At 58.8% G+C, this 23,957-nt stretch carries 20 protein-coding genes and 3 pseudogenes; 20 read left to right on the forward strand and 3 right to left on the reverse strand.

What is annotated here, in order from left to right:
- The first annotated feature begins 382 nt into the window (after positions 1-382).
- From arnB to ACYZT6_RS13015, 11 genes and pseudogenes are all read left to right on the forward strand, one after another.
- On the forward strand, positions 383-1,531 hold the full coding sequence (arnB, locus tag ACYZT6_RS12965; protein WP_462027229.1) for a UDP-4-amino-4-deoxy-L-arabinose aminotransferase: 1,149 nt from the start codon (positions 383-385) through the stop codon (positions 1,529-1,531).
- Complete coding sequence (gene arnC / locus ACYZT6_RS12970) at positions 1,528-2,547, forward strand: undecaprenyl-phosphate 4-deoxy-4-formamido-L-arabinose transferase (protein ID WP_462027230.1); 1,020 nt, start codon at positions 1,528-1,530, stop codon at positions 2,545-2,547. Before arnB ends, arnC begins: the two co-directional genes overlap by 4 nt.
- Positions 2,544-4,550 (forward strand): bifunctional UDP-4-amino-4-deoxy-L-arabinose formyltransferase/UDP-glucuronic acid oxidase ArnA, encoded by a 2,007-nt coding sequence (arnA, locus tag ACYZT6_RS12975; protein ID WP_462027231.1) that lies wholly within the window; start codon positions 2,544-2,546, stop codon positions 4,548-4,550. The genes arnC and arnA overlap by 4 nt, the downstream gene beginning before the upstream one ends.
- Positions 4,550-5,434, forward strand: coding sequence for a 4-deoxy-4-formamido-L-arabinose-phosphoundecaprenol deformylase (arnD, locus tag ACYZT6_RS12980; protein WP_462027232.1), 885 nt, complete (start codon positions 4,550-4,552; stop codon positions 5,432-5,434). The genes arnA and arnD overlap by 1 nt, the downstream gene beginning before the upstream one ends.
- A complete protein-coding gene (arnT, locus tag ACYZT6_RS12985; RefSeq protein WP_462027233.1) occupies positions 5,431-7,080 on the forward strand; it encodes a lipid IV(A) 4-amino-4-deoxy-L-arabinosyltransferase in 1,650 nt (549 codons plus the stop codon). The genes arnD and arnT overlap by 4 nt, the downstream gene beginning before the upstream one ends.
- Entirely contained in the window at positions 7,077-7,421 is a 345-nt protein-coding gene (arnE, locus tag ACYZT6_RS12990; protein ID WP_462027234.1) for a 4-amino-4-deoxy-L-arabinose-phosphoundecaprenol flippase subunit ArnE, read from the forward strand. Before arnT ends, arnE begins: the two co-directional genes overlap by 4 nt.
- Positions 7,418-7,819: a 4-amino-4-deoxy-L-arabinose-phosphoundecaprenol flippase subunit ArnF gene (arnF, locus tag ACYZT6_RS12995; RefSeq protein ID WP_462027235.1), complete on the forward strand. Its 402-nt coding sequence runs from the start codon at positions 7,418-7,420 to the stop codon at positions 7,817-7,819. The genes arnE and arnF overlap by 4 nt, the downstream gene beginning before the upstream one ends.
- Positions 7,816-9,195, forward strand: coding sequence for a UDP-glucose dehydrogenase family protein (locus ACYZT6_RS13000; RefSeq protein WP_462027236.1), 1,380 nt, complete (start codon positions 7,816-7,818; stop codon positions 9,193-9,195). Before arnF ends, ACYZT6_RS13000 begins: the two co-directional genes overlap by 4 nt.
- Before the next feature lie 191 nt (positions 9,196-9,386).
- Positions 9,387-9,901, forward strand: a pseudogene (locus ACYZT6_RS13005) (GNAT family N-acetyltransferase).
- 169 nt (positions 9,902-10,070) lie between these two features.
- Positions 10,071-10,565, forward strand: coding sequence for an Hcp family type VI secretion system effector (locus ACYZT6_RS13010; RefSeq protein ID WP_462027237.1), 495 nt, complete (start codon positions 10,071-10,073; stop codon positions 10,563-10,565).
- The gene (locus ACYZT6_RS13015; RefSeq protein ID WP_462027238.1) at positions 10,553-11,284 is read left to right on the forward strand and encodes a DUF4225 domain-containing protein; all 732 of its coding nucleotides are present in this window, start codon (positions 10,553-10,555) and stop codon (positions 11,282-11,284) included. Before ACYZT6_RS13010 ends, ACYZT6_RS13015 begins: the two co-directional genes overlap by 13 nt.
- A gap of 499 nt (positions 11,285-11,783) precedes the next feature.
- Here ACYZT6_RS13015 and ACYZT6_RS13020 read toward each other — a convergent pair.
- Positions 11,784-12,146 (reverse strand): annotated as a pseudogene (locus ACYZT6_RS13020) (LysR substrate-binding domain-containing protein); the annotation flags it as partial.
- A gap of 5 nt (positions 12,147-12,151) precedes the next feature.
- On the opposite strand from ACYZT6_RS13020, the pseudogene ACYZT6_RS13025 reads away from it, so the two are divergent.
- The 9 genes and pseudogenes from ACYZT6_RS13025 to ACYZT6_RS13065 all read left to right on the forward strand — a co-directional run.
- Positions 12,152-12,720 (forward strand): annotated as a pseudogene (locus ACYZT6_RS13025) (MmgE/PrpD family protein); the annotation flags it as partial.
- A 150-nt stretch (positions 12,721-12,870) separates the two neighbouring features.
- Complete coding sequence (locus ACYZT6_RS13030; protein WP_462027239.1) at positions 12,871-14,049, forward strand: MFS transporter; 1,179 nt, start codon at positions 12,871-12,873, stop codon at positions 14,047-14,049.
- 162 nt (positions 14,050-14,211) lie between these two features.
- On the forward strand, positions 14,212-14,919 hold the full coding sequence (locus tag ACYZT6_RS13035; protein ID WP_462027240.1) for an HPP family protein: 708 nt from the start codon (positions 14,212-14,214) through the stop codon (positions 14,917-14,919).
- A gap of 363 nt (positions 14,920-15,282) precedes the next feature.
- Entirely contained in the window at positions 15,283-16,905 is a 1,623-nt protein-coding gene (locus ACYZT6_RS13040) for an acyl-CoA dehydrogenase family protein (protein ID WP_462027241.1), read from the forward strand.
- A 1-nt stretch (position 16,906) separates the two neighbouring features.
- Positions 16,907-18,139, forward strand: coding sequence for a cytochrome P450 (locus ACYZT6_RS13045; RefSeq protein ID WP_462027242.1), 1,233 nt, complete (start codon positions 16,907-16,909; stop codon positions 18,137-18,139).
- Complete coding sequence (locus tag ACYZT6_RS13050) at positions 18,136-18,534, forward strand: Rid family hydrolase (RefSeq protein WP_462027243.1); 399 nt, start codon at positions 18,136-18,138, stop codon at positions 18,532-18,534. Before ACYZT6_RS13045 ends, ACYZT6_RS13050 begins: the two co-directional genes overlap by 4 nt.
- Positions 18,535-18,563: 29 nt before the next feature.
- Complete coding sequence (locus tag ACYZT6_RS13055; RefSeq protein WP_462027244.1) at positions 18,564-19,415, forward strand: alpha/beta hydrolase; 852 nt, start codon at positions 18,564-18,566, stop codon at positions 19,413-19,415.
- A gap of 123 nt (positions 19,416-19,538) precedes the next feature.
- Positions 19,539-20,645: an enoyl-CoA hydratase/isomerase family protein gene (locus ACYZT6_RS13060; RefSeq protein WP_462027245.1), complete on the forward strand. Its 1,107-nt coding sequence runs from the start codon at positions 19,539-19,541 to the stop codon at positions 20,643-20,645.
- A gap of 3 nt (positions 20,646-20,648) precedes the next feature.
- Positions 20,649-21,800, forward strand: a complete 1,152-nt coding sequence (locus ACYZT6_RS13065) for an acyl-CoA dehydrogenase family protein (protein WP_462027246.1) — start codon at positions 20,649-20,651, stop codon at positions 21,798-21,800.
- Between the two features lie 122 nt (positions 21,801-21,922).
- Here the strand turns inward: ACYZT6_RS13065 and ACYZT6_RS13070 are convergent, their stop codons facing one another.
- Both ACYZT6_RS13070 and ACYZT6_RS13075 read right to left on the reverse strand, forming a co-directional pair.
- Positions 21,923-22,696: an enoyl-CoA hydratase gene (locus ACYZT6_RS13070; protein ID WP_462027247.1), complete on the reverse strand. Its 774-nt coding sequence runs from the start codon at positions 22,694-22,696 to the stop codon at positions 21,923-21,925.
- Positions 22,697-22,709: 13 nt separating this feature from the next.
- A complete protein-coding gene (locus ACYZT6_RS13075) occupies positions 22,710-23,837 on the reverse strand; it encodes an acyl-CoA dehydrogenase (protein WP_109631727.1) in 1,128 nt (375 codons plus the stop codon).
- Positions 23,838-23,957: the final 120 nt, after the last annotated feature.

Below are 23,957 nucleotides of genomic sequence, written 5' to 3' on the forward strand. Positions count from 1 at the left end.
CAGGATCGGTATCAGGTAAGTCAATCAAACGAAACGGCCTTGAGTGGAAACAATTCAGTAAAGACAACTAAGGATTGAAACATTCTTCATATAAAGCGGAACACTTCGGTGGGACTTTTCTTCTGCAAATCGCGATAAACGGTAGAAGTCTGAACAGTGGCTGTATGACTTCCAGATAAACGATTTGAAGACCGGTTTTTCATGTTCCTTTCACAAAATCGGGCATAACCTTCAATCAACCCGACGAACCCTTGTGGGTCGTCACGCTGCCGGTCGCGACCCGGAAAGTCAATTGATGGCTTCCTGCTCTGGCGGTTAAACCCTTGAAAACACGCTTCTTTCGGCGATTTCGCTGAAGGGCGGCGTTCGCCCGGAGATTCTAATGAGTGAGGCATTTCTCCCCTTCTCCCGCCCCACTATCGGCGATGAAGAAATCGTTGCCGCAGAACAAGTATTGCGTTCAGGCTGGATCACTACCGGTCCGAAAAACCAGCAACTGGAAGAGCAATTCGCCAACTATGTCGGCTGCCGTCATGCCGTTGCACTTTCGTCGGCCACCGGCGGTATGCACATCGCATTACTGGCATTGGGAATCGGTCCGGGCGACGAAGTCATTACACCGTCGCAGACGTGGGTGTCCACCGCCAACATGATTTGCCTGCTGGGTGCCAGACCGGTCTTCGTCGACGTAGACCGCGACACGCTGATGAGCGACCTGGCAAGCATTGAAGCGGCGATCACGCCGCGCACCCGGGCAATCATTCCAGTGCATTACGCCGGTGCAGCCTTCGACCTCGATCCGCTCTACGCCTTGGCGGACAAACACGGCATCCCCGTCATCGAAGACGCCGCCCATGCGGCAGGCACCTTCTATAAAGGTCGGCATGTCGGCGCGAAAGGCACGGCGATCTTCTCGTTCCACGCGATCAAGAACATGACCTGCGCCGAGGGCGCGATGTTCGTCAGCGACGACGAAGCGCTGGCCAACCGGGTGCGCATGCTCAAGTTTCATGGTCTGGGCGTCGATGCCTACGACCGCATGACCCACGGCCGTAAACCTCAGGCGCAAGTGATGGAGCCGGGTTTCAAATACAACCTGGCCGACATCAATGCCGCCATCGCCCTGGTGCAGCTGGAGCGCCTGGACGCGATCAACGCCAAGCGCGCCGCGCTGGCGCGTACCTACCTGCAACGCCTCGAAGGTTCAACGGTGCAACCGCTGGCCATTCCGACGTACCCGCAGCGGCACGCCTGGCACCTGTTCATCCTGCGCATCGACGCCGAGCGCTGCGGGCTCGACCGCGAAGCGTTCATGAGAGCCTTGCAGGAACAGAACATCGGCACCGGCATTCATTTCATCGCCACGCACCTGCACACGTACTACCGCCGCCGTTTCCCCAACATTTACCTGCCCAACACCGAATGGAACTCGGCGCGCCTGTGCTCGATTCCGTTGTTCCCCGACATGACCACCGATGACGTCAATCGCGTTGTCGATGCCATTGAACACACCCTGGACAGAAGCCTGTGAAACCCTATCCGATCCATTGCGTGTCGATCGTCATCCCGGTCTATAACGAGCAAGACAGCCTGCCCGAATTACTGCGGCGCACCGAAGCGGCGTGCCAGCAACTGCACCATGACTACGAAATCGTGCTGGTGGATGACGGCAGCCGTGACAACTCGGCGCAAATCCTCGAGGACGCCGCCAATCGCGAGTGCAGCCCGGTGGTGGCGGTCATTCTCAACCGCAACTACGGCCAGCACGCGGCAATCATGGCCGGTTTCGAGCAGTGCAAAGGCGACGTGGTGATCACCCTCGACGCCGACTTGCAAAACCCGCCGGAAGAAATCCCTCGGTTGGTGGCGCAGGCCGAGCTTGGCTATGACGTGGTCGCCACGGTGCGCAGCAACCGCCAGGACTCCGCGCTACGCCGCTGGCCATCGAAGCTGATCAACCTCGCCGTACAGCGTTCCACCGGCGTGGCCATGAGCGATTACGGCTGCATGCTCCGCGCCTACCGCCGCAGCATCGTCGACGCGATGCTCGCCTGCCGCGAACGCAGCACCTTCATCCCGATCCTGGCCAACAGCTTTGCCCGGCACACCACGGAAATCCTGGTGATGCATGCCGAACGTGAACACGGCGAATCCAGGTACAGCCCCATGCGTCTGGTCAACCTGATGTTTGACCTGATTACCTGCATGACCACCACGCCGCTGCGGCTGCTGAGCATCGTCGGTTTCGCCATGGCCGGCCTCGGTGTGGCGTTCGCCACCGCGTTGATCGTCTTGCGCCTGGCCTTCGGCGCGCAATGGGCCGGCGACGGCACGTTCGTCTTGTTCGCCGTGCTGTTCGTGTTCACCGGCGGGCAATTCATCGGCATGGGCCTGTTGGGCGAGTACCTGGGCCGCATGTACAGCGACGTCCGCGCCCGTCCCCGGTTTTTCGTCGAGAAGGTTTTGCGTAGCCAGCCCGCCACCCCGGCGCCCGTTGTCACCGTCGACGGCCTCACTTCCACTTCTTCCGATCAGGTTCTCTCATGAGCGCACAAGCTGTTGTCTTCGCCTATCACGATATTGGCTGTGCCGGCATCGAAACCCTGCTCAACTCGGGCTTTGATATCGCCGCGGTGTTTACCCACGCCGATGATCCGAAGGAAAACGCCTTTTACGGCTCCGTGGCGCAACTGTGCGCGAGCAAGGGCATTCCGGTTCACGCCCCGGAAGATGCCAACCATCCGCTGTGGATCGAGCGCATCAGCAAGCTCAATCCCGATTACCTGTTCTCGTTCTACTACCGCCACCTGCTGAGCGAACCACTGTTGGCCACGGCACGCAAAGGCGCGTTCAACCTGCACGGCTCGTTGCTGCCGCGCTACCGCGGTCGCGCACCGGCCAACTGGGTGCTGGTCAACGGTGAAACCGAAACCGGCGTGACCCTGCACCGCATGGTCAAACGTGCCGACGCCGGCGCGATCCTCGCCCAGCAACGGGTGGCCATTGACCGCAGCGACACGGCACTGAGCCTACACGGCAAATTGCGCGTGGCCGCCACCGACCTGCTGCGCGATGCCTTGCCGGCGTTGCTCGCCGGTCAAGTCAGCGAAACCCCGCAGGACGAATCAAAAGCCACGGTATTTGGCCGTCGCACCCCGGCCGACGGCAAGCTTGTGTGGAAGCGCCCCGCCGAAGAACTGTTCAACCTGGTGCGTGCCGTCACCCAGCCGTATCCGGGCGCGTTCTGCGCCGTGGGTGATCACAAATTGATTGTCTGGAGTGCAGACGTTGCCAAGGGCAATGAAGGCCAGGCACCGGGCCAGGTCATCAGCGTCGATCCGCTGCGCATTGCCTGTGGCGAAGACTCGTTGGTGATCACCGCTGGCCAACGCAACGACAACGGCTTTTTCCTGAGCGGACCGCAACTGGCCAATGAACTCGGGCTGGTCGAGGGTTCGGCTTTGCGTGGCGCGGAGTCTGGCCGCGCGCCGCGTCGCACTCGTGTGCTGATCCTTGGCGTCAACGGCTTTATCGGCAATCACTTGTCCGAGCGCCTGCTGCGTGACGACCGATACGAGGTCTACGGCCTCGACATCGGTTCGGACGCCATCGACCGCCTGCGCAACCATCCGCGTTTTCACTTCGTTGAGGGTGATATCAGCATCCACTCCGAGTGGATCGAGTACCACATCAAGAAGTGCGACGTGATCCTGCCGCTGGTGGCGATTGCCACGCCGATCGAATACACCCGCAACCCGCTGCGGGTGTTCGAGCTGGACTTCGAAGAGAACCTGAAACTGGTTCGTTACTGCGTCAAGTACAACAAGCGCGTGATCTTCCCGTCGACCTCCGAAGTGTATGGCATGTGCCAGGACCAGAATTTCGACGAAGACACCTCCAACCTCGTCGTCGGCCCGATCAACAAGCAGCGCTGGATTTATTCGATCTCCAAGCAATTGCTCGACCGGGTGATCTGGGCCTACGGCCAGAAAGGCCTGAATTTCACGCTGTTCCGTCCTTTCAACTGGATGGGCCCGCGCCTGGACCGTCTGGACTCGGCGCGGATCGGCAGCTCCCGGGCGATCACTCAATTGATCCTCAACCTGGTGGAAGGCACGCCGATTCGCTTGTTTGACGGCGGCGAGCAAAAACGCTGCTTTACTGACATCGCCGACGGCGTCGAAGCGCTGGCCCGGATCATCGACAACGACAACGATGCCTGCAATGGCCAGATCATCAACATCGGCAACCCGGACAACGAGGCCAGCATTCGTCAGTTGGGCGAAGAGCTGTTGCGCCAGTTCGAAGCGCATCCGCTGCGCGACAACTTCCCGCCATTCGCCGGTTTCCGCGACGTGGAAAGCAAGGCGTTCTACGGCACCGGGTATCAGGACGTGTCCCACCGCAAACCGAGCATCGCCAACGCCAAGCGTCTGCTGGACTGGACGCCCACGGTGGAAATGAGCCAGACCATCGGCAACACCCTGGATTTTTTCCTGCGTGAAGCCATGCTCGAAATCGCGGAGCACGCTACAGAAGAAGCATGCTGATGCAGGCAGGCCTTCGAATCGATGTCGACACTTACCGAGGCACCCGTGAGGGGGTGCCGCGGCTGCTGGAAATCCTCGATGAAGCACAGGTCAAGGCGACGTTTTTCTTCAGCGTCGGGCCGGACAACATGGGCCGCCATCTGTGGCGCCTGATCCGTCCGCAATTCCTCTGGAAGATGCTGCGCTCCAACGCCGCCGGCCTGTATGGCTTGGACATTCTGCTGGCCGGCACTGCCTGGCCGGGCAAACCCATTGGTCGCGATCTTAGTTACCTGATGCGTCAGGCATGGGATGCAGGCCATGAAGTCGGCCTGCACGCCTGGGATCACCATGGCTGGCAGGCGAATGCCGGGCGTTGGAGCGACGCGCAGCTGATCGAACAAATCCGCCAGGGCGTGGACACCCTCAGCGACATCCTTGGGCAAAAAATCCAGTGCTCGGCGTCTGCCGGTTGGCGCGCGGACGAGCGTGTGATCGAGGCCAAGCAGGCGTTCGGCTTTCGCTACAACAGTGATTGTCGCGGCCATAGCCTGTTCCAACCGACCCTGGCCGGGGGTGGGTTGGGGGCGCCGCAGATTCCGGTGGACCTGCCGACCTTCGATGAAGTGGTTGGCCCAGCTGTCGCGGCCAAGGACTTCAATGCCTTCATTCTTGATCGATTCACCCCCGACAAACTCAACGTCTATACGATCCACGCCGAAGTAGAAGGGATTCTGATGGCCAACGATTTCCGCCGACTGCTGGCCGATGCGCGCCAGCGTGGCATCGGTTTCAAACCCTTGGGCGATCTGCTGCCCGAAGCCATCGGCACCTTGCCAACGGGCCGTGTCGTGCGCGGCACGCTCGCAGGCCGGGAAGGCTGGCTGGGAGTGCAAGGTGTATGAGTAAACGCTGGGCACTGCCGCTGTTGCTGGGGATTGTCTTGTTGGCGTACCTGTTGCCATTGGGCAGCCATGGCTTATGGATCCCCGACGAAACCCGCTACGCGCAGATCAGCCAAGGCATGCTCCTGAGCGGCGACTGGGTGTCGCCGCACTTCATGAGCCTGCGCTATTTCGAAAAACCGGCGGCTGGTTACTGGATGATCGCCGCCGGCCAAGCGCTGTTTGGCCAGAATCCGTTTGGTGTGCGTTTTGCCTCGGCCCTGAGCACCGGCCTGAGTGTGATGCTGTGCTTCCTGATCGCCCGTCGATTGTGGAACGAGCCGCGCAAGAGCTTTGCCTGTGCGCTGCTGTACATGAGTTTCACCGTCATCGCCGGCGCTGCGGGCTACGCCAACCTGGATCCGCAATTTACTTTTTGGGTCAATCTGAGTCTGGTCGCTTTGTGGTTTGCGTTGGACAGCGTCCGCCGTGGCCCGCGCCTGATCGGTTGGGCGGTGCTGGGACTGGCGTGCGGCATGGGTTTCCTGACCAAGGGTTTTCTGGCCTGGTTGCTGCCGGTGCTGATCGCCCTGCCCTTCATGGTTTGGCAAAAACGCTGGCGTGAGCTGCTGGTCTACGGCCCGGTGGCGATTGTCGTGGCCATCGCGGTGAGTCTGCCGTGGGCGTTGGCGGTTCACGCCCAGGAACCGGATTACTGGCGGTTCTTCTTCTGGCACGAACACATCCGTCGCTTTGCCGGCGACGATGCCCAGCATGACGCGCCGTGGTGGTTCTATTTGCCGTTGCTGGTGGCGTTCAGTCTGCCGTGGGCGGCGTTACTGCCGTCGGCGCTTACGCAGGCGTGGAAAAGCCGTGGCCAGGCCAGCAGCGGTTTTCTGCTGCTGTGGCTGCTGATGCCGCTGCTGTTTTTCAGCCTGAGCAACGGCAAATTGCCAAGTTACATCCTGCCCTGCCTGCTGCCATTGGCCTTGCTGCTGGGCCACTTCCTGGCCGAACGGCTCAAGCTGGAGCAAGGCCGAGTCCTGGGCATCAACGGTTTACTGAACCTGATACTGGGCCTGACCACCCTGCTTGCCCTGGTCTATCTGCAACTGAAAAAGCCTCTCTACGACCATGAACTGCACAACCTGGTCTTGGTGTTCATCGGCCTGATCGGCTGGATCATCGCCAACCTGCTGCAAGCCTTCAGACCCCTGCAATGCTGGGCGGCACCGGCGTTCGGCAGTCTGTTGCTGATCGGTCTGCTGCCCGCGGGGCTGCCCAATTCGGTGGTGGCCAACAAGATGCCCGACCAATTCATCCTCGAACATGCCCAGGAACTCGGCCAGACCGACCGACTGCTGAGCAACGATCTCGGCGCCGCGGCCGCCCTGTCCTGGCGCCTGAAACGCCCGGACGTGGCGTTGTACAACACGATAGGCGAACTGAAATATGGCCTTGCTTATCCTGACTCGGTGCAGCAGCGCGTCGATCCCGATCAGGTTCAACAGTGGATGCGCAACGCCCGCCAGAACGGCTCGGTCGGTGTGGTGATGCGGGTCAAGGGTGAGGACGAGCTGCAAGAAATCGAACGCCTGCCCAAGGATGGCAAACGCTATGAACAAGGCAATCTGGTGATTCTGATCTTTCCTCAGGGTGCGTCATGAGCCTGCTTCTGCTGTTGGCCGCGTGCCTGCTGACCTGCCTGGGCCAGATCGCCCAGAAGTACGCCGTCGAGAGCTGGCGCGCGAAGCCGTCGGCCTGGGGCGAGAAACTGCGCTCGCCGTGGCTCTGGCTGGCACTCGCTGCACTGGGCGCGGGTTTGCTGTTCTGGCTGCTGGTGTTGCAGCGTCTTGAAGTCGGCATCGCCTACCCGATGCTGAGCCTGAATTTCGTGCTCATCACGCTGATCGCCCGGTTTGTCTTTCACGAACCCATCGACCGTCAGCACTGGCTGGGCGTGGCGTTGGTGATCGGCGGCGTGATGCTGCTGGGGCAGCACGCATGAGCTTGCGTCGTGGAATCACCTTCGCCATGGGCAGCGTGCTGCTCGGCAGCGCGGCGCAATTGGGCATGCGCTGGAGCATGACGCGCCTGCCGTCACCCGAACATTTACTGACTTCCAGCATCGACCCGACAGCCGTCGCCGTGGTGCTGGGCGCGATCGTGGCCTACGTCCTTTCAATGGTTTGCTGGCTGGCCGCCCTGCGCGATGTGCCGCTGGGCCGGGCCTATTCGCTGCTGAGCATCAGCTATGCGCTGGTGTATCTGCTGGCCGCCAGTCTGCCACTGTTCAACGAAGCGTTCAGCCTTTCCAAAACCCTTGGGGTGGCCTTGGTCATGCTCGGGGTCATCACCATCAATTCACGTCCAGCTCGCGCGCCCGAACTCAGGAGTGCCTCATGAAAATCAGTGTATTTGGTAGCGGTTACGTTGGCCTGGTGCAAGCCGCCGTCCTGGCTGAAGTCGGCCACGACGTGGTCTGCATGGACATTGACGAGAAGAAAGTCGAGTTGCTGCAGCAAGGCCACGTGAGCATTTTCGAACCGGGGCTAGCCAGCCTGGTGCGCGAAAGCCTGGAAGCCAGACGCCTGCAGTTCACCACCGATGAAAAACTCGCGGTGCAGCATGGCCAGGTATTGTTTATCGCGGTTGGCACACCGTCCCGGGACGATGGCTCGGCGGACCTGCGTTACGTGCTGTCGGTGGGTGAAGCGGTGGCGCGGCATCGTGAGCAACCAGTGATTCTGGTAGAGAAATCCACGGTGCCGGTGGGCACGGGCGACACCTTGCGCGCGCATATCGACAAGTGCCTGATCAAGGTTGGCCGGTTGCTGCAGTTCGATATCGTCTCCAACCCCGAGTTTTTGAAAGAAGGCTCCGCTGTGGCGGATTGCCGGCGCCCGGACCGCATCGTCATCGGCTGTGAAAGCGATGACGTGCGCGATGTGATGCGCGACCTCTACGCGCCGTTCAACCGCAACCACGACCGCCTCATGTTCATGGACCTGCGCAGCGCCGAGCTGACCAAGTACGCCGCCAATTGCATGCTGGCGACCAAGATCAGCTTCATCAACCAGATCGCCGAACTGGCCGAACACTTGGGTGCCGACATTGAATCGGTGCGCCTGGGCATCGGTGCCGACTCGCGCATTGGTTACCACTTCATCTACCCCGGCTGCGGTTATGGCGGCTCGTGTTTCCCGAAAGACATGCGCGCGCTGATCCACAGCGCTGAAGAGGCACACTGTTCCAGCGACCTGCTGCAAGCGGTGGAAGCGATCAATCAGCGGCAGAAGCACAAGCTGTTCGAGCGCATCAATGCGTTCTACAAGGGCGACTTGCGCGGCAAGACCTTCGCTGTGTGGGGGCTGGCCTTCAAACCCAACACCGATGACATGCGTGATGCGCCGAGCCGTGTCCTGCTGGAATCGCTGTGGGCCGCCGGCGCCAGCGTGCGGGCGTTCGATCCGGAAGCCATGCAGGAAACCCAGCATTTGTATCCCGACGAGTCGAAGTTGATGCTGATGGGCACACCGGAATCGGTATTGGCCGGTGCCGACGCGTTGATCATTTGCACCGAATGGCAGCAATTCAAGGCGCCGGATTTCGGCCGTATTCAGCAACGGTTGAAGGCGCCGGTGATCTTCGACGGACGCAACCTGTACGACGCCGAACGCCTGGCCCGCAATGGTTTCCTGTACTTCCCGATGGGCCGTGGTGAATCGCGCAAACTGCCGATTCCGCATCAGCAATGGCCGGCGGCTCAAGTTGTCGCTTGATTTGACACCGAGGTGCTGACGCACACCGATCCCTTGTAGCAGCTGCCGAGCAACGCGAGGCTGCGTTCGGCTGCGCAGCAGTCGTGAAATCAGGCGACGCGGTTTTTCAGGTAAACCGTGGACTCAGGATTTACGACTGCTTTGCAGCCGAACGCAGCCTCGCAGGCTCGACAGCTGCTACAGTCGTGCGCATGAATTTTATTGTCCGACGTGCCCAATCTGTTGATGCCACCGCCCTCCCCGCCATCGAGCGTTCGGCGGCTGAGCTCTTTCGCTGTGACCCTTCGCTGGCCTGGCTCGCCGATGCTGCGGTGCCCGATGCCAAGCACCATCTACGGGCGATCGAGACGGATGCCGTTTGGGTTGCGCAATCGATCGATGGTGCACTTATGGGGTTTGTCAGTGCGGTTGAGGTCGACAACGAACTGCATATTGAGGAACTGTCCGTCAGCCAACACTTCCAGGGTCGCGGCGCTGGACGGAAGTTGCTGTTAGCGGCCATTGAGTGTGCCCGGGATCGAGAACTCTATGGTCTGACCCTGACCACGTTTCGCGATGTGCCGTGGAATGAAGCGTTTTATCAGCGTATGGGCTTTGAAACATTGAGCCCGGCTGAAATCAACCCTCGTGTCACACTGTATTGAACGATGAAATCGCCCACGGTTTACCCGGTGAGCGGCGGTGTGCAATGCGTTTCAGGCTTTGATCGAGCCTTTCATGACGAAAACCCGCGCCGTGGCTCTGGACTGATGCTCATGGTGATTGCATCAAACAAATAAAAACACCCGCATCCTACCTGATACTCGGAAACCCCCTACATCTGCGCTTCGGCGATTTCAATAAGGTGCCCCTCCGACGAAAGGAGTGGCACCTACATGGCCAATCACGGCTACATGACCATCACAGGCAAAACCCAAGGACTGATCTCGGCAGGCTGTTCAACTCAAGAGTCAATTGGCAATAAATGTCAGTCGGGACACACCGACGAGATCATGGTGCTTTCGTACAGCCATAACATGGCCAATATCGGAAATATCAACAAGCCTACACACAGCCCGCTCATCATCACGAAAAATGTCGATAAGTCGTCTCCGTTACTCGCTCAAGCGCTCTCAAGCAGAGAAGAGATTAGCTGTGCAATCAGCTTCTATCGTGTTTCCGCCTATGGCTTTCAAGAAAAGTTTTTCACTGTCGAAATCGAAGGCGGCATCATTGCCGACCTGACACTTGATATGCCTCATGTCGTTTTACAGAACGACGTCGAACCCCAAGAACACGTTGCTATTCGTTATCGCGAAATCACATGGCGACACCATCTCGCGGGAACGAGTGGGCACGGTTCATGGGGGAATAACGAATGGGACAGCTAAAGGATCGCTGCGAAACGGGTAGTTGTGATTATTGGGCAGTCAGTAAAGCGGCGGGTAACTTGACGAGTCAGGCCTGCACGCTGTCTGCCCGCCATATCAAAGATGGGACGTTACGTTTGCAGTTCAATCGTGAGGTGTCTTACTACGCGAGGGGGATTGTTAATGATGTGGCGCAGGGGCGAAAGAGCGCTGATCAGGGTTTGAAAGAGATTAAGAGCGAACAGAGTAGTTTGCTGAGTCAGGCGTCAGAGATTGCAATGAAAAGTGTTGGAGCGATTGCCGGGGCACTTCAAATCGCAACAGGGGCAGGAGTTTGCTACGGTTCGGCGGGTACGCTATGTCTTTTTTTCGGAGCGCCAATGATGGCCCATGGTGCAAACAATATTTATGAGAGCGGTCGTAATATCTTGAAGAACCGAACTGATACGGAAGGCCCGGTGAGAAAAGGATATCAAGCAATGGCCAAGTCATTTAAGTATACGGAGCGCGAAGGGAACATTGCTTATGGTTCCTTCGATGTGGGATTGTCGATATACGGCGCTGGAAGACTTGTTTTAAAGGCTGATTCCTGGCGATTGTTCAGATATGTTCGGACAGATTATGTTCGCGCATACAAAAATACACCCACCTCTGTATTAATACTAGAGCGAAGCGCCGATGCAATGACTATAAACGGAATACATAAAGAGTGGAGCGACAAAGGCAGGAGCGATCAATGATCACCGCCAAGCTCAAAAGAATAATATTTTTAGCAAGAATTTACTTATTGATCATTTCTTGCGCCGGCTTCCACACTATGATTATTTTTTCCGTAATTACTTACTTTGCGGATATTGATTATATTGTTCTCAGAATAATGGGCGGGACTTGTTTTGTCGGATTATCAATTTATTTTTTGATAGCCTTCCCAAAAAAACTCGAGAAGGTACTGTAAAAATAAATCAGATTGATCAAAACCAATCTGTTTTTAATTATACGGACGGTAAAATGTTTGCTCTCAACAAGATGATTTCCGAAGTGAGAATGTATTGCTTCATTGTTGCCTGCTCCGGGTTTCATACGGCGTGGATATCTCTGTTGATAGCTCATTTTTTTGAGCTGGGTATTTTTGCAACCAGGGCGGTAATCATTATTTGCTTTATCACTGTCCTTATATACGTCCTAAAAGTCGCACCGAAAGAACTCCGAAAACTTGAAGGGAGATAACATTGCAGTCGCTCAACCAACTACCCTCAAATCAACCTTCAACGCTTGTGCAAACGCCTTCACCAACGGACTGCGCACGGTGTTATGACGCAGGATCAAATTAAACGGAGTGTCGAAGTGAATCGATGTCGGACGCAGCGCTCGCAGTTGCCCCTGGGCGACCATGGCGGCGGCGTAATGCTGTGGGAGAAAACCGAGGAAGCGTCCGGTCTTGACCAACAGCGCCACGGCTTCAACTTGGGTGGCTGAGGCCGAGAAGCTGCCGTAGGCGGCAAAATTGAGCTTGTCCCGGTGGATTGCGTAACGGTGGTTGACCCATTCGTATTGCTTTAGCACATCCCCCCCGAGTTGTTCGTCGGGCACCTCGAACAACGGGGGTCAAACTCGCCCGCTGTTCGATCAAACCTACGCCGCGTGCCGGGGGACTCATTCGGCGATCGATGCGTTGGGGGTGCTGCTGGATCAACTGCAAGTCGACACCGATCAAATTGAAGACATTGAAGTCTCGTTGTGCGGGTTTCTTCTGGACATGTGCGGCGGCCAGGATGTCAGCACACTGGCGGCGTCGCAGATGAGTTTGCCGTATGCCCTCGCCGCCCGGCTGGTTCATGGCCATTGTCGGCTGGAGGCTTATGACGATGCACAACGGAGCGATCCGCGGATTGCTCACTGGATGTCGCGCATTCGCCTTGAAGTGGATCCGCAACTGTCAGAGGATGGCGAGCCCGTCGTCAGCGTGCGGACCGTGGATGGTCGACGCGTCAGCCTTTGTGTTGAGGTGCCACTGGGCGCACCGGGGAATCCGTTGAGCGATGAGGCGCTGGAGGAGAAGTTTTTCAGTCTGGCGATGCGGGTGATGTCGCGGGCGCAAGCTGGGGAATTGCTCGGGCAATTGTGGCGGCTGGATGCGCTGGAATCGGTTCGCTCGCTGGATCGGTGGCTGACTTGAATCTTGTGTTTTCATTGCGGGCCCCATCGCGAGCAGGCTCGCTCCCACAGGGGAATGCGTTCCAAATGTGGGAGCGAGCCTGCTCGCGATGGCCGCAACTCGGTCCCGTGTCGAACACTACAAAATCTAAATAAGGACATTTGCCTCACCGTGGCCACTTACTCGCTCGTAATCCGCCGGTTGATGATCGTTTCGCTGACCATCGTCGTCAGTCGCGCCATCACCAGCCCGCTGCTCACGTTGTTCCTGAGCAACAAGCTCGGCCTCAACCAACAGGATGTCGGTTTGCTGCTGGGCATCGCGGTGTTCATCGCCACCCTGCTCGCACTCTACGGTGGCTACATCATCGACCGCCTCGAGAAGCGTCGGCTGCTGATCCTTGCCATGCTCTCCAGCGCCATCGGCTTCGTATTGCTGACCTTCGCCGAAAACCTCTACCTGACGACTGCCACCCTGGTGATCACCGAAACCGCTTCGGCGCTGTTCCTGATCGGCTCGAAAGCGATCCTCAGCGAAAACCTGCCCATGGGCCAGCGCGCCAAGGCGTTTTCGCTGCGCTACACCTTGACCAACATCGGCTACGCCACCGGCCCGATGCTCGGCGTGGTGATTGCCGGCGTGTACCCGATCGCGCCGTTCCTGATTGCCGGCGGCATCGCCTTCTTCAGTATTTTCCTGATGATAGGGATCCCCAAGGACTCGGCCCCGACACCCGCTATCGGCCAGCCCCAGAGTTTTCTCAAGACGCTGATCACCCTGAAGAACGACCGCACGCTGATCATGTTCACCTGCGGCTGCCTGCTCAGCACCGTGGTCCACGGCCGTTTCACCCTGTACCTGTCGCAGTACCTGCTGGTGACCCACGATTCCAAGCGTGCGCTGGAAACCATGGCCGCCCTGCTCGCGTGCAACGCCATCAGCGTGATCCTGCTGCAATACCAGATCGGCCGTTTCCTCAAACGTGAACAACTGCGCTACTGGATCGCGGGCGGCACCAGCCTGTTTATCGTCGGGCTGATCGGCTTCAGTCTGGCCGACAGCCTGGTGAGCTGGTGCGTGGCGATGTTCCTCTTCACCCTCGGCGAAATGATCATTTACCCCGCCGAGTTCCTCTTCGTCGACACGCTGGCCCCGGAAGAACTGCGCGGCAGTTACTACGGCGCACAGAACCTCGCAGCCCTCGGCGGTGCGCTAAGCCCGGTGATTTGCGGATTCCTGCTGATGCACACACCGGCGCCCACCATGTTTTATGCCCTGAGCGCGCTGACAGCCATGGGTGGGTTCCTGTGTTTCATGAGTGGTCGCCGAGTCGCCTTACAGCAAAAATAATGCACTAAAGCAGCATTAATATGAATTTGTCAGCATCGGCAATGAACGGCACACTGTGCCCCGTTCCTCCCCCAATTGTTGGAACAACTTCAAGGGCTTTCTGGGTTTCCCAGCTAAGCCTTTTTTTTTTGCATAACTTTTTGCCAACGGATCGTTTGCCTCATGCTCGCTCGCTGGTTACCTGCCGCCATCAACACCCGTCCTTCCGAGTGGAGCCGCGCCGCCATCGGCATGTCCCTGGGCACGATGTTCAGCGTCTGGATTTGCGCGCAGGTGTTCGGCATGGAAGTGGCCCAGCATTTGATCGGGCCGTTGGGCGCATCGGCCGTGTTGTTGTTCGCGGTGTCCTCCGGCGCCCTCGCCCAGCCGTGGTCGATTCTGGGCGGATACTTTAGCGCCGGCGTCGTGTCGCTGCTGGTCGCACACGTACTCGGACGAACCCTCGGCAGCGCTTGCCTGGCGGCCGGCATGGCGCTGATGCTGATGTGCTGGCTGCGTTGCTTGCACCCGCCGGCCGGGGCGCTGGCGCTGCTGTTGGTATTGGCAGACCCTGTGACCATCGCGCTGGACTGGAAAGCCCTCGGCGCGGTGATGCTCGCAGCAATGACCATGCTGCTCAGCGCCTTGGCCTATAACAATCTGACGCGCATTCGATACCCCAAACGCGCCGCCGAACCGATGGCCGTGGTGCCGGCCGATCATCCGCCGATCGACAGCCAGGCCATCACCGTGCAGGACTTGAAACTGGCGTTGGCGGAGATGGAAGCGTTCTTCGATGTCACGCCGGAAGACCTTGAACAACTGATCCATATCAGTGAGTTGCACGCCAAACGTCGCAGTATTGGTGAAGTCCTGTCCCGTAGTGTCTAGGGGCGGCCAACGGTCAGGGCAGCACCTCTCGGACAATCTGCTAAAGTCAAAATGTACCGCATAGAGTTGTCTGCCTTTCACTACGAAGTCTGGCACGCCGTAATGTCCAGTAGCGATGACATGGAAGAAGTCTGGCTATGGAGAAACACTCGACATTGTTGAGTGGCGACGCTGCCTTCGCGCTTTGACAGAACCGCATCTCCCAGAAAAAACAACACACAATCCTTCATGCATCTCGCTGTTCGCGAATGCTCCGGGTACGTGGTTCGCACTCGAAGGATCCTGTTGTTCTCTGCTTTGCCAGCCTTCTGGCTCTGGTGGTTTCGAAACCGTTTTTTTCGAAATCTACGAGAGGGAAGTCTCATGAGCGACCCACTGCTGAAAATGCTGCGGCACCCCCTGTTCGACGCACGGACCCGCCATCACCTGCCACTGCGCGAGTATATGGATCTGACCATCGCGCGCATGCGCGAAATCGTCCAGGCCGGCTTGATCACCAATGACATGTGGCTCGGTCAGGTCTGTCAGTCAGACTTCCGACAGATGCTGGAGCGCGCCGCCACGGTAGGCGCTTTTGACTACGCGCTGTTTTCCTCGATTGTCGACCACATGATCGCCGGCAATGCGCTGTTCGCTCAGGGCGATGCGTTGCAGGTCGCGCGCTACCGGCAGGAAATCATCGAGATGAGCGCGGTCTACGCCTTTGGCTGTACCGAAATCAGTAGCGGCTCCGATGTGCGCAACCTGCAAACCACCGTCACCTTTGACGCTCTGAGTCAGTGCCTGACGCTGCATACACCCTCTCCCGCCGCCTGCAAATTCTGGATCGGCAATGCATTGCACGCGGCACAGGTCGTCATGGTGTTGGCGCGTTTGATCGTCAATGGCGAGGACGAGGGATTGCACTGGTTCCGGGTGGTGATCCGCGAGCAGGAAAATGGCCCGCTGCTGCCCGGTGTCAAGGTCATGGCTTGCGACCCCAAAGGCGGAATCCACGCCAATCAAGTGGCCGGCATTCGTTTCTGCGAGATGAGGCTGCCGCTGGACGCGATGCTGCAACGGCATGCCCGTTTCACCGCTGACGGTCAGTTTATCAGCGACGTTCCCAGAGACCAGCGCGCGACCCGCGCCATGGAGACATTCATTCAGGAGCGCCTGTTTCTGCTGGCGGCGGCTCGCGGCGGCGCGCAGTTGTGCACTCATCTGGCGTATCGCTTTGTCAGCAATCGACGGGTCAAAAACGCGAAGGCCGACGAGCCTCTACTGGCCAAACCGCTGATTCGGCAACGGCTGTACGTCGAACAGCTGAAAGCACTCGCGCTAAAGCTTTTGGAGCAGGCAATCCTGTCGCGCTTCGAAGCCACGTGGGATCAGCCGGACAAACGCAAAGAGCTGCATATTCTTGCAGCCATCGCCAAAAGTATCGGCACCTGGATGGGGCTGGACGTCATGCGCATGTGCCGCGAGCTCTGCGGCTCCCAAGGTTTTCACCATTACAACCAGATTGTCACGCTGTGCATGGACTGCGAAATCAGCATCACGTTTGCTGGCGACAACAGTGTCATGGCCTACCAGGTTGCCAGGGACGCTGTGACCCGGCCACGGTTTGCCTCGCGGCCCACGGGCAACATTGCCCAGCGCATTGAAAAGAAAATTGTCGAGCAGTGCGGTAGTCCGAGCGAAGTTTCACATCGCCAGGCATTGGCACTGACCTATGCCCGGGCCCTTGATCTGATCATCGTAGAGGTCGAGAGCAATCAGCCTGTATCGCGGGAAATACTCGATGACGTTATCAGCGTGTTTGCAACGTCGTTGAGCGAAGGAGGACTGGCTGCTGACAGCGCTGATTTGATTGCTCACGCCACCGAACCCCGGCTTGCCTTGCTGGCCACGATGTTGGAGCCGCCGCCGGAACTGGTCAGCGCGCCGATTGATAATCCGGACTACCTCCAGCAATTCACTGCTGCTTTGTACGAGGAGCAGTGAAATGGACATTGAATTGCTCCTCGATTTCACCCGTCGCGAAACCGTTCGTGCCCCTTATGAGGCCTACGCCTGGCTGCGAGAGCATCACCCGGTCTATTGGTGTTCGCACTTCCAGGCCTGGTTTCTGACTCGATACAGCGATGTGTTCGCCGCGCAGGCCGACACCGAACGCTACTCCTCGAACCGCATGCAACAGCTGGTCGATGCCCAGGTGCGGCCGGAAAAACGCGCGCAACTGGCCACGTTCGTCAAACTCGCGTCCGCATGGATGTACTCGCAGGATGGCAAAGCGCACATGGACAGCCGCCACCTGCTGGGTAAAGCCTTCACGCCGCGCGCCATGGAGTCCTTGCGTCAAACCATTCAGACGATCACCGTTAGAGAGCTGTCCGGTCTCGAACCGCAGACGGATTTGATGGCGAACCTGTTCAACCGCGTTCCGGCGCTGATCCTCGCCCATCTCTATGGCATCCCTCGCGAAGACGCGCTGAAGCTCAGGCGCTGGACGGATTGCATCCTGATCTTTCTGGTCGGCAGCCTGGACCCCGACTTCGGGCCTGAACAGGCGCTGAAAGGCGTTGAAGAGATGTACGCCTATTTCGCCGAGGTCATCGAGCAACGTCGAAAACAGCCTGAAGATGACCTGATCAGCCGGGTACTCGAGGCCAGCCTGGAGAGCGATTCGAGCACCGATCAGGTGCTGGCGCAGATTGTCTTCATCCTCGTCGCGGGCTACACCACCAGCGCAGATCAGCTGTGCATCGGGTTATTGCACCTGCTTGAGCATCCCGATCAGTTTGAAGCGCTGAAGGCAGATCTGAACCTGATCAAACCGGCCATTGAAGAGATGTTGCGTTTCGATTCTGCAGGCTCATTCAGCCATCGGGTGCTCAACGAAGACGTCACGCTCCACGGCGTCACGATGAAACGAGGCGATCTGGTTTACCTGATGCGCGCCTCCGCCAATCGTGATCGTTCGAAGTTCCGCTTTCCCGACCTTTTCGATATCTGTCGCAAGCCTAACGATCACCTGGCGTTTGGACGTGGTGAGCACTTCTGCATGGGAACGGCGTTGTTCAGGCTTGAAGCCGAAGTGCTGTTCACCTCGCTGTTCGAGCGTTTTCCCGAGTTGAGCCTGATGGCAGACAAACCTGCGATCTGGCGTGACAACAACCTGCAATTTCGTGGACTGAAATCACTGCCCATCGATCTGGGCAAAGGAGATGGGCAATGAAAATTCAACGCGTTTTTTCACAAGCGCCGTGGGAAAAAATTGCCGGGTACTGCAGGGCAATTCGGGTCGGTGAGCGCATTTTGATGGGAGGCACCGTGGCGTTCGATGAAAAGGGAAAACCCTTTAAACCGGGTAATGCGTATAAGCAGACCCTGCGTTGCCTGGAGATCATTGAAAACTCCATCAAACAGCTTGGCGTCGATCGGCGAAGCATCATCGGGATCCGCATCTACACCACCAGCATGAAGTTCTGGCCGGACATTGCCAAAGCGCACAAGAAGTTTTTCAAGGGGCACCCGCCGACGTTGATGTGCCTGGCGGTCAGCGATTTGATCAGTAAAGAATATGTGGTTGAGCTCACCACCGAGGCAACAGCCTGCGAGATAGAGCTATGACGGTCCAAAAGCAAGATTCAGGGCCCGGCGTGGAAAGTGCCAGAACTGCGTTGCGCAAGTTAATGGTCGTCAGCGTTCGCAACCTGTCGATCCAAAGCCATGGACGATCACTGCCGTTGCGGCTTTACACCCCTGCTGGCCCTGGTCCCTTCCCGGTGCTGATGTTTTTCCATGGCGGCGGCTGGGTCACCGGCGATCTGGACACCCACGACGGCTTTTGCCGACACATGTGCGAGTGGGCAGGCTGCGCGGTGGTGGCTGTGGACTACGCACGGCCACCGGAGCACGTGTTTCCTGCTGCGGTAGAAGATTGCTGCGTAGCGACCGAATGGGTTGTCGACCACGGCCCGGCCATGGGGCTGAATCCTTCGCGAATGGCGGTGGCTGGTGGCGGCTCGGGTGGCGGACTGGCGGCCGTCATTTGCCAGTGGGCCCTTGAGCGGGGCTCACCACGGATCGTGTTTCAACTGCTGCTCTATCCCTTGCTCGATTGCGTGGCGGACAACCCTTCCCACAGCGAATTCGCTGAAGGACACGGGCTGACGGCTGAAATGCTCGAATGGTACATCGCACACTACGTGCCGCCCGATGTATCTCGCGTGGACCCGAGGCTTTCGCCAGTGCGCCATGAAAACCTGCGAGGCTTGCCGCGTGCATTGATCATCACCGCCGAGTGTGATGTGTTGCGGGACGAAGGCCGGGAGTATGCGCGTCGACTCACGCAGGCTGATGTCCCGGTTCAGCACAAGGAGTACATCGGGATGCCTCATGGTTTCGTCAATTACCCGGCTCGTTACGATGAGGCAAAACACGCGCTGTTGTTGTGCGCTCAAGTGCTGCAAACGCATTTGTTCGAAAAACAAGAGTTGATTCCGTCATAAGGCAAAAACGCAAACTGAGCCTGCATATATCCCGGTTGTACATCACAAATTTGCACTGGTACGATCCGGGATCGCTCGCGCGCGAGCTTCTCTATAAAGAACAATAAAAGCAGGGAGTTAGTGATGACTGCTCAGGTTTCATCGAAGGGGACTTCGTCCATGTATGCCACACAAAACGAAGTGCTGGCCGAGGTTCGCAACCACATCGGTCACCTGACCCTCAATCGCCCCGCCGGTCTCAACGCCATTACCCTCGACATGGTCCGCCTCCTTCAGCGCCAGCTCGACGTCTGGGCACAGGATCCGCAGGTTCACGCCGTGGTCTTGCGCGGTGCTGGCGAGAAGGCGTTCTGTGCCGGCGGCGATATCCGCTCGCTGTATGACAGTTTCAAAAGCGGCGACTCGCTGCACAAAGATTTTTTCGTCGAGGAATATGCCCTCGACCTCGCCATTCACCACTACCGCAAACCGGTGCTGGCCTTGATGGACGGCTTTGTCCTGGGCGGCGGCATGGGCCTGGTGCAAGGCGCTGACTTGCGGGTGGTTACCGAGAAGAGCCGTCTGGCGATGCCGGAAGTGGCCATCGGTTATTTCCCGGACGTCGGTGGCAGTCACTTCCTGCCACGGGTCCCCGGTGAACTGGGGATTTATCTCGGCGTCAGCGGTGTGCAGATCCGTGCGGCCGATGCGCTCTATTGCGGTCTGGCTGACTGGTACCTGGAAAGCGACAAGCTGGGCACCCTCGACGAGCAACTCGATCAGCTCGAATGGCGCGACACGCCGCTCAAGGACCTTCAGGGCTTGCTGGCGAAATTCGCGGTGCAACAACTCACCGATGCACCATTGAAAGCGCTGCGCCCGGCCATCGATCACTTCTTCGCCCTGCCCGATGTGCCGAGTATTGTTGAGCAACTGCGTGAAGTGACGGTCGCCGACAGCCATGAATGGGCGACGACCACTGCCGACCTGCTGGAAAGCCGCTCACCGCTGGCGATGGGCGTCACCCTGGAAATGCTGCGCCGTGGTCGGCACTTGAGTCTGGAAGACTGCTTCGCCCTTGAGCTGCACCTGGACCGTCAGTGGTTCGAGCGCGGCGACCTGATCGAAGGCGTGCGCGCCTTGCTGATCGATAAAGACAAGAAGCCGCGCTGGAACCCGCCAACCTTGCAGGCGCTGGACGCCGAGCACGTTGCGAGTTTCTTCAGCGGTTTTGACCAGAGCGGGAGCTGAGCCATGCACGATATCGAATTGAGCGAAGAACAAGTCATGATCCGCGACATGGCCCGGGACTTTGCCCGCGGCGAAATCGCACCTCATGCGCAAGCCTGGGAGAAGGCGGGCTGGATCGATGACGGTCTGGTGGCGAAGATGGGCGAACTCGGCCTGTTGGGCATGGTGGTGCCTGAAGAATGGGGCGGCACTTATGTCGACTACGTCGCCTACGCCCTGGCAGTGGAAGAGATTTCGGCCGGTGACGGTGCCACGGGCGCATTGATGAGCATCCACAACTCCGTAGGCTGCGGCCCAGTCCTGAACTACGGCACCGAAGAACAGAAACAAACCTGGCTGCCGGACCTGGCCAGCGGTCAGGCGATCGGCTGCTTTTGCCTGACCGAACCGCAAGCCGGTTCCGAAGCGCACAACCTGCGCACCCGCGCCGAACTGCGCGACGGCCAATGGGTGATCAACGGCGCCAAGCAATTTGTCAGCAATGGCAAACGGGCGAAACTGGCGATTGTCTTTGCCGTGACCGATCCGGACCTGGGCAAACGCGGCATCTCGGCGTTCCTGGTGCCGACCGATACGGCCGGTTTCATCGTCGACCGCACCGAACACAAAATGGGCATTCGCGCCTCCGACACCTGCGCGGTTACGTTGAACAACTGCACGATTCCGGAAGCCAACCTGCTGGGTGACCGCGGCAAGGGTTTGGCCATCGCCCTGTCCAACCTCGAAGGCGGCCGCATCGGCATCGCTGCGCAGGCGTTGGGGATTGCCCGGGCGGCGTTCGAAGCCGCACTGGCTTATTCGCGGGATCGGGTACAGTTCGACAAGCCGATCATCGAGCACCAGAGCATTGCCAACCTGCTGGCCGATATGCACACCCGGCTGAACGCCGCGCGTTTGTTGATCCTGCACGCTGCGCGGTTACGCAGCGCCGGTAAGCCGTGTCTGTCCGAGGCTTCGCAGGCGAAGCTGTTTGCGTCGGAGATGGCCGAGAAGGTCTGCTCGTCGGCGATGCAGATTCATGGCGGGTATGGGTATCTGGAGGATTACCCGGTGGAGCGCTATTACCGGGATGCGCGGATCACGCAGATTTATGAAGGGTCAAGCGAGATACAGCGGATGGTGATAGCCCGCGAGTTGAAAAACTATCTTGTGTGACCTTTAAAAGCATCGCGGGCAAGCCCGCTCCCACAGGGTTCTCGGTCGGTCACAAATATCATGTACACCCCGAAACCTGTGGGAGCGGGCTTGCCCGCGATGGCGTCATTGAGAACGCCGCATTACTTACCGGTGAACTCGGCTTCGCGCTTGGCAATAAACGCCGCCATCCCTTCCTTCTGATCCTGCGTCGCAAACGCCGCATGAAACACCCGGCGCTCGAAGCGCACGCCTTCCGACAAGCTCACTTCAAACGCGCGGTTGACGCTTTCCTTGACCATCATCGCAATCGGCAACGACTTCTTGGCAATCAGCGCGGCGACTTTCAGCGCTTCTTCCAGCAATTCATCCGCCGGCACGATCCGCGCAACAATCCCGCAGCGCTCGGCTTCTACCGCATCAATCAAACGCCCGCTCAGGCACATTTCCATGGCCTTGGCCTTGCCCACGGCGCGGGTCAGGCGCTGGGTGCCGCCCATGCCCGGCAACACGCCGAGGTTGATTTCCGGCTGGCCGAATTTCGCCTTGTCGCCGGCGAGGATGAAATCGCACATCAGCGCCAGTTCACAGCCACCGCCCAACGCAAAACCGTTGACCGCGGCAATGATCGGCTTGCGGCGATTGGCCACGCGATCGCTGTCGCTGAACAGGTCATCGAGATAGATCTGCGGGTAGGTCAGCTCGGCCATTTCCTTGATGTCAGCACCGGCGGCAAAGGCTTTTTTCGAGCCGGTCAGCACGATGCAACCGATGTTCGAGTCGGCTTCCAGACCATCGAGGGCGTGGTTCAGTTCGCTGACGATCTGCGCATTCAATGCGTTCAGTGCTTGCGGACGGTTGAGGGTGATCAGGCCAACACGACCGTGGGTTTCCAGCAAAATCGTTTCGTAGCTCACAAGTAGGTTCCTTTTAAAGATTGCGCGAAATAACCATGCGCTGAATATCGCTGGTGCCTTCGTAGATCTGGCACACCCGCACGTCGCGGTAGATCCGCTCCAGTGGGAAGTCGTTCAGGTAACCGTAACCGCCGAGGGTTTGCAACGCTGAGGAGCAGACCTTCTCGGCCATTTCCGAGGCGAACAGTTTGGCCATGGACGCTTCGACCAGTGCCGGTTTGCCGCTGTCACGCAGCGCGGCGGCGTAATGCACCATTTGCCGGGCGACGGCGATCTGGGTCGCCATGTCTGCCAGGCGGAATGCGACCGCCTGGTGTTCGATGATCGGTTTGCCGAAGCTCTCGCGCTCACGGGCGTAGTCGCGGGCCGCTTCAAACGCGGCGCGGGCCATGCCCACCGATTGCGAGGCGATGCCGACACGGCCGCCTTCGAGGTTAGCCAGGGCGATCCGGTAACCTTCGCCCTCCTCACCCAATCGATTGGCCACCGGGACTTTCACGTCTTCAAAGAGGATCTGACAGGTGTCGGAGGCGTGCTGACCGAGTTTGTCTTCGACCCGTGCGACTTTGTAGCCCGGCGAATCGGTCGGCACGATCAGCGCCGTGATACCCCGCTTGCCGGCGCTCGGGTCGGTGACGGCGAACACGATCACCACCCCGGCATTCTGTCCGGAGGTGATGAACTGTTTGCAGCCGTTGAGCACGTAATGATCGCCTTCCAGACGCGCGCGGGTTTTCAAGCCGCTGGCGTCGGAGCCGGCCTGCGGTTCGGTCAGGGCAAAGGCCCCGAGCATTGCGCCGCTGGCCAGGGGCTTGAGGAAGCGTTCTTTCTGATCGTCGTTGCCGTACTTGAGGATCGGCACGCAACCCACCGAGTTGTGCACGCTCATGATGGTCGAGCAGGCGCCGTCACCGGCCGCGATCTCTTCCAGGGCCATGGCGTAGGCCAGGTAACCGGTGTCGCAACCGCCCCACTCTTCTGGTACCAGCATGCCGAAGAAGCCCAGCTCGGCCATCTCGCCGATGGCTTCCTTGGGGAAGCGATGCTCGCGGTCCCACTCGGCGGCGAACGGTTTCAGCCGTTCCTGGGCGAATTGCCGGGCGGCGTCGCTGATCTGAAGTTGTTCGTCATTGGGAATCATGCCAAGTCCTTAAAATCCGGGGTACGACACAGAACTCTGTGGGAGCCAGCCTGCTGGCGATGGCGGTGTGTCATAAAAGTAGACATTGACTGACACGACGCCATCGCCAGCAGGCTGGCT

The organism is Pseudomonas sp. RT6P73 (assembly GCF_054897715.1).

Coding starts and splice junctions, on each gene's coding strand:
- arnB (WP_462027229.1), top strand. CDS start 383: ATGAGTGAGGCATTTCTCCCCTTCTCCCGCCCCACTATCGGCGATGAA.
- arnA (WP_462027231.1), top strand. CDS start 2,544: ATGAGCGCACAAGCTGTTGTCTTCGCCTATCACGATATTGGCTGTGCC.
- arnD (WP_462027232.1), top strand. CDS start 4,550: ATGCAGGCAGGCCTTCGAATCGATGTCGACACTTACCGAGGCACCCGT.
- arnT (WP_462027233.1), top strand. CDS start 5,431: ATGAGTAAACGCTGGGCACTGCCGCTGTTGCTGGGGATTGTCTTGTTG.
- arnE (WP_462027234.1), top strand. CDS start 7,077: ATGAGCCTGCTTCTGCTGTTGGCCGCGTGCCTGCTGACCTGCCTGGGC.
- arnF (WP_462027235.1), top strand. CDS start 7,418: ATGAGCTTGCGTCGTGGAATCACCTTCGCCATGGGCAGCGTGCTGCTC.
- ACYZT6_RS13000 (WP_462027236.1), top strand. CDS start 7,816: ATGAAAATCAGTGTATTTGGTAGCGGTTACGTTGGCCTGGTGCAAGCC.
- ACYZT6_RS13010 (WP_462027237.1), top strand. CDS start 10,071: ATGGCCAATCACGGCTACATGACCATCACAGGCAAAACCCAAGGACTG.
- ACYZT6_RS13015 (WP_462027238.1), top strand. CDS start 10,553: ATGGGACAGCTAAAGGATCGCTGCGAAACGGGTAGTTGTGATTATTGG.
- ACYZT6_RS13035 (WP_462027240.1), top strand. CDS start 14,212: ATGCTCGCTCGCTGGTTACCTGCCGCCATCAACACCCGTCCTTCCGAG.
- ACYZT6_RS13040 (WP_462027241.1), top strand. CDS start 15,283: ATGAGCGACCCACTGCTGAAAATGCTGCGGCACCCCCTGTTCGACGCA.
- ACYZT6_RS13045 (WP_462027242.1), top strand. CDS start 16,907: ATGGACATTGAATTGCTCCTCGATTTCACCCGTCGCGAAACCGTTCGT.
- ACYZT6_RS13050 (WP_462027243.1), top strand. CDS start 18,136: ATGAAAATTCAACGCGTTTTTTCACAAGCGCCGTGGGAAAAAATTGCC.
- ACYZT6_RS13060 (WP_462027245.1), top strand. CDS start 19,539: ATGACTGCTCAGGTTTCATCGAAGGGGACTTCGTCCATGTATGCCACA.
- ACYZT6_RS13065 (WP_462027246.1), top strand. CDS start 20,649: ATGCACGATATCGAATTGAGCGAAGAACAAGTCATGATCCGCGACATG.
- ACYZT6_RS13075 (WP_109631727.1), bottom strand. CDS start 23,837: ATGATTCCCAATGACGAACAACTTCAGATCAGCGACGCCGCCCGGCAA.